16 protein-coding genes are annotated in these 17,709 nt (G+C 55.9%); 1 reads left to right on the top strand and 15 read right to left on the bottom strand.

Annotated elements, in window-relative coordinates:
* Nucleotides 1-43: 43 nt before the first annotated feature.
* Nucleotides 44-1,057, top strand: coding sequence for an NAD(P)-dependent oxidoreductase (locus tag ACERY3_RS03285; RefSeq protein WP_048979761.1), 1,014 nt, complete (start codon nucleotides 44-46; stop codon nucleotides 1,055-1,057).
* Nucleotides 1,058-1,135: 78 nt separating this feature from the next.
* On the opposite strand, the gene ACERY3_RS03280 is transcribed toward ACERY3_RS03285, so the two are convergent.
* From ACERY3_RS03280 to gspC, 15 genes are all read right to left on the bottom strand, one after another.
* Nucleotides 1,136-2,965 carry a chitinase gene (locus tag ACERY3_RS03280; RefSeq protein WP_029739472.1) on the bottom strand — a complete coding sequence of 610 codons (1,830 nt, stop codon included), beginning with the start codon at nucleotides 2,963-2,965 and terminating at the stop codon, nucleotides 1,136-1,138.
* 142 nt (nucleotides 2,966-3,107) lie between these two features.
* Nucleotides 3,108-3,560 (bottom strand): type III secretion system invasion protein IagB, encoded by a 453-nt coding sequence (iagB, locus tag ACERY3_RS03275; RefSeq protein WP_029739471.1) that lies wholly within the window; start codon nucleotides 3,558-3,560, stop codon nucleotides 3,108-3,110.
* A 133-nt stretch (nucleotides 3,561-3,693) separates the two neighbouring features.
* The gene (locus ACERY3_RS03270; protein ID WP_048976836.1) at nucleotides 3,694-6,462 is read right to left on the bottom strand and encodes a glycosyl hydrolase family 18 protein; all 2,769 of its coding nucleotides are present in this window, start codon (nucleotides 6,460-6,462) and stop codon (nucleotides 3,694-3,696) included.
* Between the two features lie 259 nt (nucleotides 6,463-6,721).
* Nucleotides 6,722-7,519 (bottom strand): A24 family peptidase, encoded by a 798-nt coding sequence (locus ACERY3_RS03265; RefSeq protein ID WP_373225036.1) that lies wholly within the window; start codon nucleotides 7,517-7,519, stop codon nucleotides 6,722-6,724.
* The gene (gene gspM, locus ACERY3_RS03260) at nucleotides 7,516-8,001 is read right to left on the bottom strand and encodes a type II secretion system protein GspM (RefSeq protein ID WP_058842127.1); all 486 of its coding nucleotides are present in this window, start codon (nucleotides 7,999-8,001) and stop codon (nucleotides 7,516-7,518) included. The genes ACERY3_RS03265 and gspM overlap by 4 nt, the downstream gene beginning before the upstream one ends.
* Nucleotides 7,998-9,143, bottom strand: coding sequence for a type II secretion system protein GspL (gene gspL, locus ACERY3_RS03255; protein ID WP_373225035.1), 1,146 nt, complete (start codon nucleotides 9,141-9,143; stop codon nucleotides 7,998-8,000). Before gspL ends, gspM begins: the two co-directional genes overlap by 4 nt.
* 10 nt (nucleotides 9,144-9,153) lie before the next feature.
* Complete coding sequence (gene gspK, locus ACERY3_RS03250) at nucleotides 9,154-10,173, bottom strand: type II secretion system minor pseudopilin GspK (RefSeq protein ID WP_373225034.1); 1,020 nt, start codon at nucleotides 10,171-10,173, stop codon at nucleotides 9,154-9,156.
* The gene (gene gspJ, locus ACERY3_RS03245) at nucleotides 10,170-10,850 is read right to left on the bottom strand and encodes a type II secretion system minor pseudopilin GspJ (RefSeq protein ID WP_373225033.1); all 681 of its coding nucleotides are present in this window, start codon (nucleotides 10,848-10,850) and stop codon (nucleotides 10,170-10,172) included. The genes gspK and gspJ overlap by 4 nt, the downstream gene beginning before the upstream one ends.
* Nucleotides 10,843-11,226: a type II secretion system minor pseudopilin GspI gene (gene gspI, locus ACERY3_RS03240; protein ID WP_023310955.1), complete on the bottom strand. Its 384-nt coding sequence runs from the start codon at nucleotides 11,224-11,226 to the stop codon at nucleotides 10,843-10,845. The genes gspJ and gspI overlap by 8 nt, the downstream gene beginning before the upstream one ends.
* Nucleotides 11,219-11,704 (bottom strand): type II secretion system minor pseudopilin GspH, encoded by a 486-nt coding sequence (gspH, locus tag ACERY3_RS03235; RefSeq protein ID WP_023310954.1) that lies wholly within the window; start codon nucleotides 11,702-11,704, stop codon nucleotides 11,219-11,221. The genes gspI and gspH overlap by 8 nt, the downstream gene beginning before the upstream one ends.
* Complete coding sequence (gene gspG, locus ACERY3_RS03230; RefSeq protein ID WP_072210895.1) at nucleotides 11,704-12,153, bottom strand: type II secretion system major pseudopilin GspG; 450 nt, start codon at nucleotides 12,151-12,153, stop codon at nucleotides 11,704-11,706. The genes gspH and gspG overlap by 1 nt, the downstream gene beginning before the upstream one ends.
* A gap of 2 nt (nucleotides 12,154-12,155) precedes the next feature.
* Entirely contained in the window at nucleotides 12,156-13,364 is a 1,209-nt protein-coding gene (gene gspF / locus ACERY3_RS03225; protein ID WP_373225032.1) for a type II secretion system inner membrane protein GspF, read from the bottom strand.
* A complete protein-coding gene (gene gspE / locus ACERY3_RS03220) occupies nucleotides 13,364-14,842 on the bottom strand; it encodes a type II secretion system ATPase GspE (RefSeq protein WP_373225031.1) in 1,479 nt (492 codons plus the stop codon). Before gspE ends, gspF begins: the two co-directional genes overlap by 1 nt.
* 12 nt (nucleotides 14,843-14,854) lie before the next feature.
* Nucleotides 14,855-16,780, bottom strand: coding sequence for a type II secretion system secretin GspD (gene gspD / locus ACERY3_RS03215; RefSeq protein ID WP_319875592.1), 1,926 nt, complete (start codon nucleotides 16,778-16,780; stop codon nucleotides 14,855-14,857).
* A gap of 13 nt (nucleotides 16,781-16,793) precedes the next feature.
* Complete coding sequence (gspC, locus tag ACERY3_RS03210; protein WP_101744458.1) at nucleotides 16,794-17,525, bottom strand: type II secretion system protein GspC; 732 nt, start codon at nucleotides 17,523-17,525, stop codon at nucleotides 16,794-16,796.
* Between the last annotated feature and the right edge of the window lie 184 nt (nucleotides 17,526-17,709).

Here is a 17,709-nt window from a genome sequence, read left to right as displayed (position 1 = left end):
CGAAAGAATGCGCACGAAATTCTTTTCAACACAGTGGATTGATATGAAGGTACTGGTTACCGGGGCGACCAGCGGCTTAGGCCGAAATGCGGTCGAATTTCTGCGCAACAAGGGCATCAGCGTCAGGGCTACCGGTCGCAACGAAGCGATGGGAAAACTGCTGCAAAAAATGGGCGCGGAGTTCGTCCATGCTGACCTGACGGAGCTGGTCTCCTCTCAGGCGAAAGTGATGCTCGCCGGTATCGACACGCTGTGGCACTGCTCCAGCTTCACCTCCCCGTGGGGTACCCAGGAAGCCTTCGATCTCGCCAACGTGCGGGCAACCCGCCGTCTGGGCGAATGGGCCGTTGCCTGGGGCGTGCGTAACTTTATTCATATCTCGTCACCTTCACTCTATTTCGACTATCACCACCATCGTGAGGTGCAGGAAGATTTCCGTCCCGCTCGCTTTGCCTGCGAGTTTGCCCGCAGCAAGGCGGCCAGCGAAGAGGTGATTGACCTGCTGGCACAGTCGAACCCGCACACCCGTTTTACGGTCTTACGTCCGCAGAGCCTGTTCGGGCCGCACGACAAAGTGTTTATTCCGCGCCTGGCGCAGATGATGCACCACTACGGCAGCGTGCTGCTGCCGCGCGGCGGCGATGCGCTGGTGGATATGACCTATTACGAAAACGCCGTTCACGCCATGTGGCTGGCAAGCCAGCCGGACTGCGATAAGCTGATCTCCGGTCGCGCCTACAACATCACGAACGGCGAACCCTGCACGCTGCGCAGCATCGTGCAGCGTTTAATTGACGAGCTGCAGATCGACTGCCGCATCCGTTCAGTCCCTTACCCAATGCTGGATATGATTGCCCGCAGCATGGAGCGTTTTGGCAGTAAATCGGCCAAAGAGCCTGCGCTGACGCATTACGGCGTATCGAAGCTGAACTTTGATTTCACGCTGGATATTTCGCGGGCGGAGAACGAGCTTGGGTACAAACCGATCGTGACGCTGGATGAAGGGATTACGCGTACGGCGGCGTGGCTGCGGGATCACGGGAAGCTTCATCGGTAGATCGGGTCCTGCATTTTTACGATAAGAAAAAAAACGGCAACCCGAAGGTTGCCGTTTGTCATTTTGCTGTTTTGCTGATTACAGCGCAGTCCACGCGTCCTGCCATGCAATCCCTTTACCTGGCTCGTAGTAGGACGGCGCGTTATTGCACCAGCCGCTGTACGGATAAGGTTTGCACTGGAACAGCTGGCCGCGGTTGTTAACGATATCGCCTGCTTTCCATTTGGTTTTGGAGGTCCAGGTCGGGTAAGTCCCGGTCTGGCCGCCGTTGGTCTGCTTAGCCTGTACGTTCAGCGTATAGGTGGTAGTGCTGCTCAGCTCGCCGTCACTGACGGTAAGGTTGATCGGGTACTGCGTCGCCGCAGCCACTTCCGGTGCATTGAACGTAATAATCGCTTTATCATCACCGCTTACGGTCTGGCCGTTCGGAGCCGTCCAGGTATAAGTCAGGTGGTTACCGTCTTCGTCGGTCGAGCCAGACGCGTTCAGAGAAACAGATTTACCCGCTTCAACCGCCCCCACCGGACCGGCGATTTTTGCTACCGGCGCATGGTTTACCGGCGCTGGCGTATTATCTTCCGGAGCCGGGGTGTTATCGTCCGGCACCGGCGTGGTGTTGCCTTCGTCCGTTGGGTCGACAGGGGTCGGCGTCGGAGCTGGCGTGACGCTACCGCCGTCGGAAGTCCCGTCTTCACCCACCACGTTGACGTTGAAGTAATGCTTCACGCATTTGGTGTAGTCACCCTCTTTAAAAGCGCTGAATGGCGTCTGGTAACCCACCAGCTGGCAAGAGTAGGTCTGGCCTGACGGGGTATCCGCGCTCCATCCCCAGTCCTGTTCCCAGTAGATCTTCAGCGCGCCGGCACCGCCTTCGTCGAACTGCTTCATGTTGGCGCAGCCCAGCACTTCGTTAGACGGAACAGGCACCTTCAGGTAGTTGGCGAACTCTTTGTAGTATTTGATACGGTTTTGAGACTGGGCGATCTCAGTCGGGCCACCGCACTCCACGCCGCCGTTGATGATCTGCGTGGTCACGCCGAAGCCCGGAACCAGACCATTCGCCTTATCGTGATCGTTCGGCTGCCAGGTGCCGTCGATAACCTGCAGCATGCTCGGTTTTGGCGGCTGCGGGTAGGCGAAGAAGAAGATCGCGGAAGCAAGGTTCAGCCAGGTGTCCGCCACCAGCTCAGGTTTGTCCAGCAGTACGCGGACGTCGCCGTACATCGCTTCAGAGAACGGGCCGTAGTTGTAGTTATAGGAGAGCTGTTTCGCGCCGCGACCAAAGTAGCTAACGAAATCGCCATCTTTGTCTTTACCGCACGGCCAGGTCTGACCCTGCCAGACATCCGGGTTACATTCGCCGTTATAGCCGCCCTTCTGACCTTCGCTCCAGCCCATCTCACGCACGTAAACCAGCGCCTGACGCCACTCGGCTTCCGGACGCCATGACTCGTGACCGCCAGTTTCCTGGGCGAAGTGCGCGAACATGGTTGCCAGAGACTTACGGCAGATGGCATCGCTGTTACGACCATCGGTATAGGTCTGGCACAGTGCCGGGAATTTACCGACCGCTTTCAGGAAGTTGCTGTAGGTATATTCCGGCGCACGCAGTGGGAAGAGGTATTCCCAGTCGCTGGCCTTGATAATCCCTTCCACGCGCTTGACGTTTTCCGGGTTCGTCGATTTACCCGGCTCAATTTGTTCCACCAGGCTGTTGTCCAGCGTGCGGATGGTTGACTTCACTGAAGCCATCAGCGGGAAGTTGGTCAACTCCTGCTCTTTCTTCTGCAGATCGCTGGCCTTAACGGTGTAAGGTTCGCTGCTGGCCTGCAGCTGGGTTGCCTGAGCCATAAACGGTGCAACACATGCGCCCGCGATAAGAACACTGAGTAATGTTCTTTTGTTCATGTCAATGGTCCTCTTAATTATATTAAGGGTTTATAAAAGTTAATTTGTTTCGCGGTTTATTTATTAATCATTTAATAAATAAACCCGGGAGCAGTTTTCGTTTTATGAAGAACACCAGTCGGTACTCTTCAAAAAACAAAAATCAATAATAATAACGGTTACGGGTGCTACGTTTTAATTTCTGATATTTATTCCAGACCTTACGGGCATAGACCATGCGCTGCGGGTAATTCTCTTTTTTCAGACCCGCGTTATAGGCGCCGACCGCCTCCCAGTTATAGCCATAAACTTTAATCATTCCGGATAATATCGATGCGCCAACCATAATCGAGGTGCAGGGCTCGGTAATTAACCGGTACTCATTAATGCCTTTTCGCTCCAGCTCGGAAAAATGTGAACTGTTAATCTGCATCAGTCCGACATCACGCGTGCCATCATTATTCTGTCCAATCGCGTTGGGATTCATTCCCGATTCAACATTAGCAATGGCATACAACAGATAAGGATCCACATGATAATAACTGGCGGCTTTATCCCAGCAGTTGGCAAAGACGCTATGACTTATTATCAGCAACAATAAAAATAACGTTTTCATTTTCAGTCCGGCTCTTTTTCATTGTCTCCTTACGCGCTTATCACTCTGTTTCCTGATTTACGGTCCACGTCCGTCGCGGGACGTGGACCGTGATGGCGGGCAAGTTACTTACCCGCATCGTTATGGCTGTGACTTACTGGCAGTCAGCCGCAGGGCCTTTTTTCACCCAGACATCGCTGCTACCGGGTTTATCACCCTTCGTCCACCATTTCGCGGTGTAGGAGTAACCGTTGTAGGTAGTGGTGTCGCCGCCGTTATAGACCACGTCGGAGCGCCAGTTGAATTTCACCTGACTTACCAGCTCCCATGCATCCACACCGAAGCCCGGCTGGTTGCCCTGAGTCCAGTATTTTGCTTTCCAGACCAGGTTGTCGAAGCTGACGGTATTGCCCGCGTTGTAAACCTTGCTGGCGCTCCAGGCAGCGTATTTGCTGGCATTGGCGTCAACAGGCTTATCGCAGCTATTGGTGGCAGAACCTTCGTCAGACGGCGTATTGCCTTCATCGGATGGGGTGTTACCTTCGTCAGACGGCGTGTTGCCTTCATCGGAAGGAGTGTTACCTTCGTCAGACGGCGTGTTGCCTTCATCGGAAGGGGTATTGCCTTCGTCAGACGGCGTTTCAGCCGCTTTAGGCGTTACCGTTACCTGTACGTTAGTCTGTACGCTGGACTTGCCATCGCTTACCACCACGGTCAGCGTGTAAGTTGATTCCGCGTCCACGTCCGGCGCGGTGATGTTCAGGTTCGCGGTGTCTGCGCCTGTCGCCTGCATATTCGCAGGAACGCTCCAGGAGTAGGTCAGCGCGTCGCCATCAGGATCGTTAGCCTGAGCGTGCAGAGAGTAGCTCTGGCCCGCTTCCAGCGTCACGGCTTCCATCTGGTTCACGACCGGCGCCTGGTTTGCTTTCGGCGCTTTGTTCACGACCTGGACGTCAGCGGTGCTGCTCAACCCTTTCGCGTCAGTGACCGTCAGGCGGAACGCCAGAGTCTGGTTACTGGTGACTGCGGCAACGTTGAAGGTCGCTTTCGCTTTGGTGCTGTTGGTGAGGGTCACCGACGGGCCAGAGATCTGCGTCCACTTGTAGGTAATGGCATCGCCATCCGGATCGGTAGAAGCCGAACCATCCAGGGTCACCGTCGCCGGACCGGTTACGCTCTGGTCAGCGGAAGTCGCTACCGGCGCATGGTTGGTCACCACCGGATCAACCGGCGCAGCGCCGCCGCCTGTCAGGCTTTCATTCATCGCATTCAGAATGTCTCCGGTATCGGAGTCGATAGACCAGGCAAACAGACCGCCCAGGTTTTTCGCCAGCACATACTGACCTTTCGCCGTTGCGGAACGCGCATCCTCATAGGTGATCAGATCGCCGGTGGTTTTGTTAAACAGATACGGCGCTTCAGCGGTAGCATCATAGTTGTATTCCCAGCCCGCTTTGCCTTTGTACTCGTTAACGATCTGACGATAGTCAACCACGCCCGGTTCCCAGGTCCCTTTCACCATGCCCGTTGCCGTGCCGGTGAACGGGTTGTTATTGCTGTAACCGTGAACGCCGGTCCAGCCGCGACCATACATGGCCGTCCCCACGACAATTTTGCCGGGCTGTACACCCTGCGCCAGCAGCGCATTGACGCCGTTTTCGGTGGTGTAATTGGTATCCGGTTTGTTCGCCGGCGCACGCAGTGCCGCCTGATGACCCAGCTCGGTGTTGCTCCAGCCGCCGTAGAAGTCGTAGCTCATCAGGAAGATGTGATCCATGTACTGCTGGGCTGTGGTGTAATCAACGTCTTCAATTTTGTCGCTGCCTGAGCCGATTGCTGAGGTCAGTTCAAAGGTACGGCCGGTTTCGGCTGACAGTTCATTCATCATGGCGCGCAGTTCACGCATCAGTGCGGTATACGTCTCTTTATCCTGCTGCGGGTTGCCCAGCGTTTCGTTCTGACCGCCGCCGCCCGGGAATTCCCAGTCGATGTCCACGCCGTCGAAGAATTTCCAGGTTTTCAGGAAATCTTTCACGGAAGCCACGAAGCGATCGCGGATCGCTTTGTCATGCATTTTGAAGAACGGATCGGAGAGGGTCCAGCCACCGATAGACGGCAGCACTTTCAGGCCTGGATTGGCTTTCTTCATTGCCATCAGCTGGCCGAAGTTGCCTTTGTAGGGCTCGTCCCAGCTGTCGAGGCCAGGCCGAGATTCCTGCAGTGCGGCCCACGGGTCATGAATCGCCACCTGGAAGTCCTGACGGCCCGCACAGGCGCGTTTCAGCGCTTCGAAGCTGTTACCCCCTTCGATGGTTTTCAGGCTGTCGTTGATGCCATCGCCGCCGCAGATTGGAATGAAGCCATACAGAATGTGGTTAAGGTTAGCTGCCGGGATTTTATTCACCGGGAATTTACGGTCATAGACGCCCCACTCAGGGAAATAGGCACCTACCACTTTATCGGTGTGCTTAGAGAGGGTTTTATTATTTTCCAGCATGGTGGTGTTAAGTGGCAGCAGATGGCTACCGTCGGTATCCGCGACGATAATCAGTTTGCTGGCGCTGGTGCTGCACCCGCTGGCGTTGCAGAGTTCAACCGTTTCCTGATAGCGACCGCCTTTGGTCACTTTAAATGTTGCCGTGCCGGACATGCTGCCTGCACCGGTCCAGACGGTTTTGCCGTCGAGCAACACTTTCGCTGAAGTCGGCGCCGCGCCGCTCCAGACATCCCACTGCACTTTAACATCGGCGCCATCATGGACTTTGACGAGGTTGTTGTATGCAGTAGCAGACTGATCAACTTCGACAATGGCAAATTTATCATTACCACTGGCGATAGTTGCTTTACCTGGCACGGCTGCGAACACCGGGCTTGCAGCCGCTGCAACGAAGAGTGCCAGATATTTAGGCTTCAGAAATTTCATTATTTGATCCTGATAATACGATTTGTGAAATTAAATACCCATGCTTTTCCATTAAACATGGACAAACGTTATTTACTGATAAATTAATCGTGAACGTTTCTGGTTCGCGAAAGACCTGCTTATTATTGCGTTGTACCTTCCTCCACTCATAAAACCTTCGACAAATGTTTTATTGCGTAGAGAAGAATACAGCGGGTAATTTATTTTCGCCTTTCATTCCCCCGATGAAAAAATTTCAAAAAAAACTTGACAGCATTATTTAAAAGACGAGATATGAAATTTGCGAGATAAATACAACCAGCCCGGAAAAAGCAATATATGGACCAAAGGAAATAAGGTTATTTTTATTCTCAAAGGGCTTTAACAGGCAATGCATGATAATGCCCCCCAGCGCCGCGATCAGCACGATAGAGGGTAACGCTTGCCAGCCGCACCAGGCGCCCAGCGCCGCCAGCAGCTTAAAATCACCATAGCCTAATCCTTCCCGGCCGGTCAGCAGGCGGAAGGCCCAGTAAACCAGCCAGAGCGACAGATATCCCGCCACCGCGCCATAGATAGCATCGGTCAGCGGTAGCGTACGGAACAGGGCATGGAACATCAGCCCCGTCCACAGCAGCGGCTGGGTCAGGCAGTCCGGCAGCAGCATATGGCGCGCGTCGATCACCACCAGCGGCAGCAGCAGACTCCACATCACCCACAGCGCGATCAGCGCCAAAAACGACGGCGCCAGCGCGGCGCTGGCGGCAAAGAAGAGAGCGCTACAGACTTCCACCAGCAGCAGTCGCAGCGGAATCGCGCTATGGCAGTGGCGGCAGCGGCCGCGCAGCGCACACCAGCTAATGATGGGAATATTTTCCCACGCGCTCAGGGCGTGGTGGCATTCCGGGCAGTGAGAGGCAGGAAACAGTAGATTGCCTGCCCCCTCTTCTTCCATTACCAGCGGCGGAATACGCTCCGCCACGACGCCGAGGAAACTGCCGAGGATCGCGCCCAGCGCTCCGCTCATGACGCACAGACCCGGCAGATTCGCCTGCTGCAACAGCATTAGTGAGTTCATGCGCTTTTCGCCCAGCTCAGCGTAATGTGCGCTTTCACGTCACTCTGACGATCCACCGGCGTCAACGCGAGTTTCTCCAGATGGATACCGGAAGAGACGTTCATCTCACGCAGCCAGTTTTGCAGGGCAGTGACGCTGACGCGCTCGACATCAAAGGTCAGCGACTGCTCTTCCTGACGCACGTTTGTCAACGCGACGTGCACGACTTTGGCACTTTCTTCCACCACGCTGCGCGGGTTCGGGGTATTGACGATTCTGGACTGGAGATGGTTTTTATCAATTTCCTGGCGCATCCAGTTCAGCGTCTGCTTCTGCTTAAATAACACGGCCTCGTTATTTTTGATGAGAGTATCGAGCGGCATCATCGCGCCGTAATAAACCATCGCGCAGCAGAGTGCCCCGCCGCAGAGTTTAAATAAATTACGCTCGCGTGGACTGTAATGTTGCCAGCGGTTTTTTAGCTGGGCTATTTGCATTTTCATTTATAGCTCCCGGTAATAATGGCGGTATAAGGCGCCTCGCCGGAAATCGGCTGCATCGTAAATTCAAAGGTTTCGGCGCTGCGGGCGACAAAATCCTGCAGGGTCTGTTTATCCATGGATTTCACATTCAGCGTCAGCTGATTTTGCGTTTCGTCATATTCCACGCTATTGATCTCCAGAGACGGCAATGACTGCCTGATTTGATTCAGCGCTTCGAGCTGCAGGAAGACCCCTTTCTTCGCCTTGCTGATATTTTGTCCGACGTAGTACTTCAGGTTGCTGGTCTGGCGCAGGGTCGGGAAGTAGTGCTGCGCTACGGTGGTCATCTCCCGGTGGATCTCGTTTTGCTGATGAGTGAGCATCCACGCCATACCAACGCGGGGGCCGATCAGCAGGCCAAAGCAAAGCAGCGCCGCCGCCGCGAGGGCCGTTTTCGCGTGGCGAAAACGCGGACCGCTGGCGCTGCGCCCGGAAAACTCCCCGTGCAGCATGTTGATACGACAGCCCTGCCACTGGGGCTGGATCAGCACCAGCGGATGCTGCCACGCCAGCCGTTCATCCACCTGTACCTCCTGCGGCGCATCACCGTAGCAGCACACCTCACCCGCCCGGCATTTACTCAACAGCAGCGGCAGCAGAACCGTATCGGCTTCGCCAGCGCTGCCGGGGGAAAAGCGCAGCCAGTAGCTCTCCTCCAGGCTCACCAGCGTCGTGCCCCCTTCGCTCACCGGCAGCAGCCAGGCATCCGGCAGCGCCTGGGCCACCGTGAGCCCCGCCTGAGCGAACAGCTCCAGCCAGTGGCGCAGACGTTCAGCGTCGATGGCCACGGCATCCACTTCCGCCCCCTTTTTGTTCAGCACCGTCCAGTGCAGCGTCTCCACCTCGCCGAGCAGCGTCTCTTCCGCCATCCACGAGAACTGCGCCGTCTGGGCGGAAAGCCCTTTTTTCGGCAGGGTAAAATGACGAAAGATCGTCTCGCTCGCCGGCAGCAGCAGGCACACCTGCTGAGAAAGCGGGTGGCAGGAAAGTTCGCTCAGTGCGCTCCAGCCCGTCAGATATTCCACCCGATCGTTACCGGATTCACACCACCAGATTTTGCCGTCCTCACGGGTGTCGGGACGAATAAAAAGCACCTTTTTCATTATCTTCATCTTATTCAACCATTCGGTAGCGGCGTTGCCAGGTCACGACCTTGCCAGCCTCACTGTCAACGTGAAGCTGGCTGACGACGCGCAGCGTTAAATCATCGGTATTGCCGGTGGTTTCCACCCGAAAATAGCGACTGTTGACCGCAATCCTGTCCTGAATCTGCGCCAGGATATCTTTGGTCTGCGGATAGTTGCTCTCCAGCATTTTGCTGAATGCCTCCAGCGACGCCCACCCCTCATCCGGGCGTGAATCGAGCAGGCGGGCAGCGTCGTCCGTGTTTAACACGCCGGTAAAAACCGCCGCCAGCAGCGGCGCCTGTTCGCGTGTTAAGGTATTCACATTTATGGTGCCATCCGTATCCGGCAAGGCGCACAGCAGCTTGCTGACCTTCGGCCACGCAGCCTGCGGAAAGGCGGGCAGCAGTCTGATTTCGTTGATGGTGCGCATCATTTGATTCGCCGGACCGCGGGCGGGCGTCACGCTCGCCCAGGCATCGGCCTCCTGGCCCTGTTTCGCCGTCACGTCGTCGGCGTCAAGATAATCCACCAGCTGCTGGTAAATCTCTTCTGCCGCCAGCGTACCGACACCACTTTCCATCAGCAGTTGTTCGATAATCTGCTCTTTGACCGGTTTTTCCGGCAGCGCAGTTGGATCGGCCGGGGCCGCTGGCGCCGCGTCACCGGCCAGCAGACTATTGACGTTAAAGCAGGTCCGGGCATCCTCCACCTGACTCACCACGGTGTAATTATCCCCGTGGGTTTCCAGCGGCTGTGTCCAGTCACCCTGCGGCGACAGCCCCGCCCCTTCTGAACTGGCCGCTTTCTGCAATACGTTTTCCAGTACCTTCTGTTGACGGGCAATGGCCCAGCGCAGCGTCTGCTGGCTGACCTGATAATGCGTTTTTTGCAGGTGGCGGCAGAACTGCTGACTGATTTTCGCCGCCAGGGCGGACATCATCACCAGCAGGATCAGCACCACCAGCAGCGCCACGCCACGCTCTTTTCGCGCTGTTTTGCGGCTCATGAACTCACTCCTGGATCGACTGCCGTATCGGGCTGCGGGGTTGTTACGGGCTGGGCCGCATTCTCCGCTGCCGGCTGCGCCGGGTCCGCATTCGTCTCTTTTGGCGCGGTCTGGATCTCAGGCATATCGCCGGGAGTGAGAAAAACCCAGCGCCAGGTTTCGCCGTTTTCCATGGTCAGATTCAGCTCAACGCCATCAGGCTGATGGGCGATGTCGGTCCATTTTTCCTGCCAGCCTTCGTGCCAGAAGCGCCATTTCATCTCTTTCACATCGCTCAGAATCGGCACTTCTTCCGGCTGCGCGCTGGCAGGACCGTCGATAGCAGCCCAGACGTTGCGCCACAGGCGCTTGTCCTTTAGCGTCCAGCTAACCCGCTCCAGCTGCACCTGGCCGCTGATGCCGTTCAGGGTTGTCATTTCCACACCATTCTGCTGCTGGACGAACACCTCGCCGCTGTTGCGCGGCGCGCGCGCCTGCTGCTGGTAAAAGTCACGCGAGAGGAGGTTGTACGTGCGCTGAAGCGCCGTCACTTTTGTCGCCGCCTCGTCGCTGGCCGTCGAGGTGCGCATCGCGCCGTCGAGAGTTTGCCAGGCGAGAATGCTGATCACCGCGAAGATGGCCAGCGCAATCATAATTTCCAGCAGGGTAAAGCCCTGCTGACGCTGCACCTTACTCACGATCCACCTCCGGTTCGGCGAGCTGAAGCGCCACCACCGGTTGCGCATCGCTTGCTTCGCTGTAAACCCGTACCTCATCGGCAAAGGTATTTTCGGCGGTTTTCACCCGCTGGATATGCCAGGTCCAGGTTTGTCCGCCCATGGTTTCGGTGCCCACCTGCTCGGCGTCCGGGAAATCGGTCTGAGCCAGCTGCGCTTGCGCCAGCTGATTTTCCGCCACCCAGCCGGCCTGCAGCGTTTCCGACAGGCTGTGGGTAAAGCGCACGTTCAGGGTGACGGAGTTCATCAGCGCCAGCGCCGCGGTGGAGAAAATCACCAGCGCCACCATCACTTCCAGCAGCGTCATCCCCTGCTCTTTGGTTTTGCGTTTAGTCATCGTTTTCCACCACCACGGGAACTGAGCCCTGTGACGTCACGTGAAAGCGCTGCTTTTTATCCAGGCTTTCGAGGCTGAGCGTGAAGCGGCTAAGCTCGCCGTCCGGCAAAAAAATGATTTGCGGTTCATCGTCCAGCGTGGCCGCCAGCGTTCGCGATGAGAGGGAGACATGCATCTCCTCAGGAAACTCGCCGCGGGTGGCGATCCGCCCCGACTTTAACGGTGCCCAGTGGCGCTCGCCGTTATTTACAACCTGCGTCACCAGTTCAAACTCTGACGAGGTCATCACCAGCCCGACAATATTTCCGTCCATTACCGCACGGTCAGAACCATATTCAACGAGGGATTTTAGCTGCTGACCAAATGTATCTGCGCCGCTGCGTGATGGAATGGTAGTGACCACCATCATGGCGCTCAGGGCGAATATCACCAGCGCCACGATAATTTCCAGCAGGGTAAATCCACGTTGCTTATTCATTACTTAGCTTTTTTATCAAAAGACCAGTTGCTGATATCGTCGGCAGTATTAGCCTCTGCATCCGGACCGGCTGAGAAAATATCGACAGCGCCATGCTCGCCCGGGCTGACCAGAATATAGTCATTGCCCCATGGATCCTGCGGCAGGCGACGAATATAGCCATCGTCACGGTAGCCTTTCGGAACAGGCGCAATTTCAGGTTTGGTCACCAGCGCCTGCAGCCCCTGCTCGGTGGTCGGATAGCGATGGTTGTCGAGTTTGTACATATCCAGCGAACCTTCCAGCGCCACAATATCGCTGGTCGCTTTCTGAATATCGGCCTTTTCTTTATTGCCCATTAAATTAGGCACAACCATACTGGCCAGCACGCCGAGAATAACGATAACTACCATTAATTCGAGCAGCGTGAACCCCGCCTGACGCTTCAGGCTATTTTTTTTCAAAGACATGATTAACCCACCATATTATTAAGTTGAAGAAGCGGTTGTAATATTGAAAGAACGATAAATAAAACAACGGTCGCCATAGTTACTACCAGTGCCGGTTCAAATACCGACAGCGTTAACGTAATTCGATGCTGCAATGCAGATTCCTGGTTTTCCGCCGCACGATCCATCAGCGAGCCCAGCTCGCCGCTCTCCTCCCCGGAGGCCACCATGTAGAGCATGGTGGGTGGAAAAATTCTCGCCTGTTCCAGCGCGTTGTAGAGGGATGCCCCCTGGCGCACGGTGTCCGCCGCCTGCTCAAGCACCTGCCGGGCATAGAGGTTTTCAATCCCGTCCATCGCGATGTACATCCCTTCCAGCAGCGGAACGCTGCTGGCCTGCAGAATACTCAGCGTACGGATGTAGCGCGCGCTGTTGATGGCGCAGACCAGTTTTTTCAGCGGTGACTTTAGCAACAGCCACCGATGATAAACAAACCGGTTCTTTTCTACTTTTATCCAAAATTTAAAGCTCGCCGACGCCCCGAACAGGCCGCTGGCGATAACGATGCCCCAGGCCTGTAAAAAGTCGCTCACCGCAATCAGCGTGCGGGTGGTCACCGGCAGCTCTTGTTTCATGTGGGTGAACTGGTCGATGACCTGCGGCACCACGGCGACCAGCAGAATGGAGATCACCGCGATCGCCACCACCGTCAGGGTAACGGGGTAGACCATCGCCTGGGTGAGCTTGCTTTTCATCTTCTGGCGCTGCTCGTTGTACTCGGCGAGCTTTTCCAGCACGCCACCGAGATGACCGGTCTTTTCACCGGCCATTACCAGAGTGCAGTAGAGCTTGTCGAAGCTGCGCGGAAACTGGCTGAAGGCGTCGAACAGCGTGTGACCTTCCACAATCTTGTCGCGGATCTCGGTCACCATCGCCGCCAGGGTTTTATCTTCCGTCTGCTTCGCAATCGCCTTCAGCGCACTCTCCAGCGGCAGCGCGGCGTTGACCAGCGTCGCGAGCTGTCGGGTAAACATCGACAGCACCGGAATCGACAGTTTTGCCCCTTTACGGGCGTTTTTTCCCGCCGCCGGATCGCTGGTCGGCGCAATGTTCACTGGCATCAGCTTCTGTTCGCGCAGCATCTGGCGCACCTGCTTTGGCCCTTCGGCCTGAAGGGTGCCGCGCTGGGTTTTCCCCGTGGCGTCCGTCGCGGACCACGCATACCAGGCCATTACGCATCCCCCCCGCGCTCGGCGGTGACACGCATCACCTCTTCCAGCGAAGTCACGCCGGCGATCACCTTCAGCAGACCGTTTTCACGCAGGCTGTAGGCATCTTTGAAAAGCTGCGTTTCGATGGACATCTCATCTTTATCTTCATGGATCGCACGGCGCATGGCGCTGTCGACCACCAGAAATTCATGGATGCCTGCGCGTCCCTGGTAGCCGCTCTGGCGACACTGTTCACAGCCCACGGCGCGATAAATCGCTTTCGGCGGCGTTTCCATAAAGGTGAACAGCGCTTTCTCATTGTCATCCAGCGGACTGGTCGTGCGACAGTGCGGACACAGCCGACGCACCAGACGCTGGGCAATGACGCCAAGCAGCGACGAACCGATTAAAAATGACTCCAGCCCCATATCACGCAGACGGGTAATGGCGCCCGCGGCGCTGTTGGTGTGCAGCGTGGACATCACCAGGTGACCGGTGAGCGAGGCCTGTACTGCGATTTGCGCGGTTTCCCCGTCGCGAATTTCCCCGATCATCACCACGTCCGGGTCCTGGCGCAGAATGGCGCGCAGTCCGCGCGCAAAGGTCATGTCCACGCGCGGGTTGACCTGGGTCTGCCCTACCCCTTCCAGTTCATACTCGATCGGGTCTTCCACGGTCAGAATGTTGCGTTCATGGCCGTTAAGCGCCGACAGCAGCGCGTACAGGGTGGTGCTTTTCCCCGAACCGGTCGGGCCGGTCACCAGGATGATGCCGTGCGGACGTTCAATCAGTCCCTTTAACTTCACCAGCTCTTCGTCAATCAGACCGAGCTTGTTGATATCCGGCTTAAGGTTGCTTTTGTCCAGCAGACGCATCACCACGCGTTCGCCGTACTGAGACGGGATAGTGGAGACGCGCACGTCAATCGCCTTACGACCAATGCGCAGCGAGATACGACCGTCCTGGGGAAGACGTTTTTCGGCGATGTCCAGTTTGGACATCACTTTGATACGCGACACCAGCAGCGGCGCGAGCTTGCGCGCCGGCTGCAGCACCGGACGCAGCACGCCGTCAACGCGAAAACGAATGCTCAGGGTGCGCTCGAAGGTCTCGATATGAATATCGGAGGCCCCTTCTTTCACCGCTTCGCCCATAATGGCGTTGATCAGGCGGATCACCGGCGAGTTCTCGTCGTTATCGAGCAGATCTTCGTTGTCAGGGATCTCCTCGGTTAACGCCATCAGGTCAATATCGGCGTCCATGTCGTCCACCAGCTGCTGCGAGACGCCGCTGTTCTGCTGCCAGATGTTGGTCAGCAGTTCGTCAAACGCTTCCGCCGTCAGGATCGTCGGGGCATAGGAGCGCCCCAGCACGCGGCGCATCTCCAGCAGGGCATACGCCTGCGCATCCTCGCGGATATAAACCTCGTCGTTATAGAACAGGACCCCGTTCTCTTTCGCCCAGGTGCTGGTACAGAGCGCATTACTCATCTCGGTCATGTCGCTTGCGCCTTATTCTTTAAACGGATTGCGGGACGACACCGGCGCACTGGCGCTCACCGGCGCGGCGTGGCTCTGGGACGGATAGACTGGCAGCATCGGTGAATCCGCATTCTCTACGATGCCCAGCTTGTGCTCTTCCATACGCTGCTGCTGACGCACCTGGATCTGCTCATATTTCTCTTTCGACACCGCGCCGTAGTTGTCGTCGTCGCGCAGTACGGTGGTGTGGATAAACACCATCAGGTTACGTTTGGCGCTGTCCTGGGAGGTATAGCGGAACAGCTGGCCCACCACCGGAATATCGCCCAGCAGCGGCACTTTCGAGACCGACTGTTTGGTGACGTTTTCCATCAAACCACCCAGCACCACCGTCTGCCCGCTGTGGACCATCACTTCGTTGTTGATGGTGCGGGTGTTGAACGTTGGGCCCAGGCTGGCATCGGCCGTCGAGGTGTTATCCACGCTGGAAACTTCCTGCTCGATCTTCAGATGGATCATGTCGCCATCGTTGATCTGCGGTACGATTTTCAGCTTCGTACCGACGGTTTTACGTTCCACCGAGTTAAAGACGTTATCGCCGCTGGTGGTCTGCGAACCGGAGAGGACCGGAACGTCCTGACCGACGTTGAACGACGCCTCTTTGTTATCCAGCGTCACCACGCTCGGCGTCGACAGAATGTCGTTTTTGCCGTTAGTGGACAGCGCCGTCATCAGCGCGCCAAAGTCGCCGTTAAAGAAACCGGTCGCCAGGCCCGTATAGCTGCCAATGACTTTTGACTTCTTGATTTGGCTGATCGGCAGGCCGGTCGAACCAAACTGAACCCCACCGTGCTTACTGGTCCACTGCACGCCCAGATCCAGACCGTTACCGTCCTGAACTTCGGCGATGATCGCCTCCACCAGCACCTGCGGACGGCGGATATCCAGCTTGTCGATCACTTTTTCCAGCGAATTCATAACGTTTGGCTGAGCGGTGATCACCAGCGAATTGGTCGACTCGTCGGCGGAAATATTCAGATCGCCTGCCATCGGTGCGGCTTTGCTCTTGCCACCGCCCACTTTATCCTTTAATTGCTCGCCGATCCCCGTCAGCACCGGCACCACTTTGCTGGCGTTGGCGTATTTCAGGTAGAAGACGCGGGTGTTGCCCTCGTTGTTCTGCTCGCGATCGAGCTGGGAGATCAGCGTCCGGGTGCGCTGACGCGCCTCCGGGCTGCCGCTGATCACCAGGCTGTTGGTTTCATCGTCGGCAACTACTTTGGTCGCCAGCTGCGGGGCGTTTTGCCCTTTCTGCTCTTCGTTGTTGAGGTTGTTCAACATGTCAGACAGCTCTTTGGCCGAGGCAAAACGCAGCGGCACGATTTCACGGCGCTGGACGCCGCTTTGATCCACACGCTGCACCAGATCCACCAGGCGGTTAACCACCGAGGCTTTGCCGGTTAACAGCAGCACGTTTGACGGTTCAAAATGGACCACGTTGCCGATGCCGGAAGCGTCGTTCAGCTGACGCAACAGGGGGGCCAGCTCACGTACCGGGACGTTCTCCATCCGCACCACGCGGGTGATGACCTCGTCGCCTTTGCCAGGGTTTTTGCTGTCGGCAATCGGTGCGCCCGACATGCGGGCCACCGACGAGCGCACAACTTTCACCATCCCGTTATCCATCGGAATCACCGACAGACCATAGAGATCCAGCACGCTCAGGAAGAACTGGTAATATTCATCTTCCGTCAGTACGTTGTAGGTGCGAACCGACACCGTTCCCTGAACGGAAGGATCGACCAGAATGGTTTTATTGAGGTTACGCCCGACGGTATCGATAAATTCGCGGACATCGGTATTTTTAAAACTGGCGCTAAAGTTCGCCGCGAACAGCGAACCTGAATATAACGACAATGCGGTCAGCGCTACGCACGCCCATGGAAATTTCTTCATGTCTGTACACTTATTAATTGTTAAGAACATTGACCCGAATATTTTCAAGGTGAGCGTGACGCCGGATAACGACATCCGCTTCTTTCATTTTTGACCAGCGGGCAACGAGCTCTTTTGCCTGCGCCTCTTTAGTCATATCCACATCGTCAACTTTTACCACCACATCACCTTTTTCCAGGCCAGCATGGCTGTAGAAAGGCGACGCATTGCGTGGATTAATGTTGTAGCCTTCCAGCTGGCCTTTTTCGATTAATGGTTTTAACACCAGATAATCATCCAGATGCAGATTATCTAACCCTGCATCTTTCTTCGATTTGGTTACCGGGGCGCTGTCAACGCCGCCTTTGAAATAGTCTGGTTTTTTAAGTGAAATAACCTGCGGCGCGCCTTCATAATTCACCACCACATTATCAGGATGAATTTCGGCAATATAGGCATTGTCAAAACCGGCGAGCATTTCGCCCTCGCGATAGCTCTTTTGTCCTGCGGGAGTTTTTATCACCGCAAAGGACAGCCAGGCTTCATCGCTGCTGAGAATACCTTCGATTTCCGCACTGAGCGGCTTTTTCACCGCCGCTGGCTGTTTCGCTGGCATCACCGCCGGCGTAAAAAGTACAAACTGGGTTTCATCGTGACTTTTTTTTTGCATAGTCTTTTTTGAATCAGACAACCTGTTCGTCACTTTTTTATAATCTTTATAAACCATATACCCTTGCTGGCCGCAGAAAATAAGCAGCACAAACATGACGCAGGGCATAATCAATTGAGTAACAAATGACATCCGCATTTTTTAACGAGCCTTTCTGCCAGTCAGTAATTCACAGCACAGGGCTGTATGAGTAAGTGGCGTAAATACTAATGTGTTTCCTCGCCCCCGCCCATTCACACTGCCGCTAACAATAATTTAGAAAAAGATTGATCGTTAAATA

The organism is Enterobacter cloacae complex sp. ESBL7 (genome assembly GCF_041679625.1).
GTDB lineage: Bacteria > Pseudomonadota > Gammaproteobacteria > Enterobacterales > Enterobacteriaceae > Enterobacter > Enterobacter asburiae_B.
This window is presented reverse-complemented; position numbering and strand designations above follow the sequence as displayed.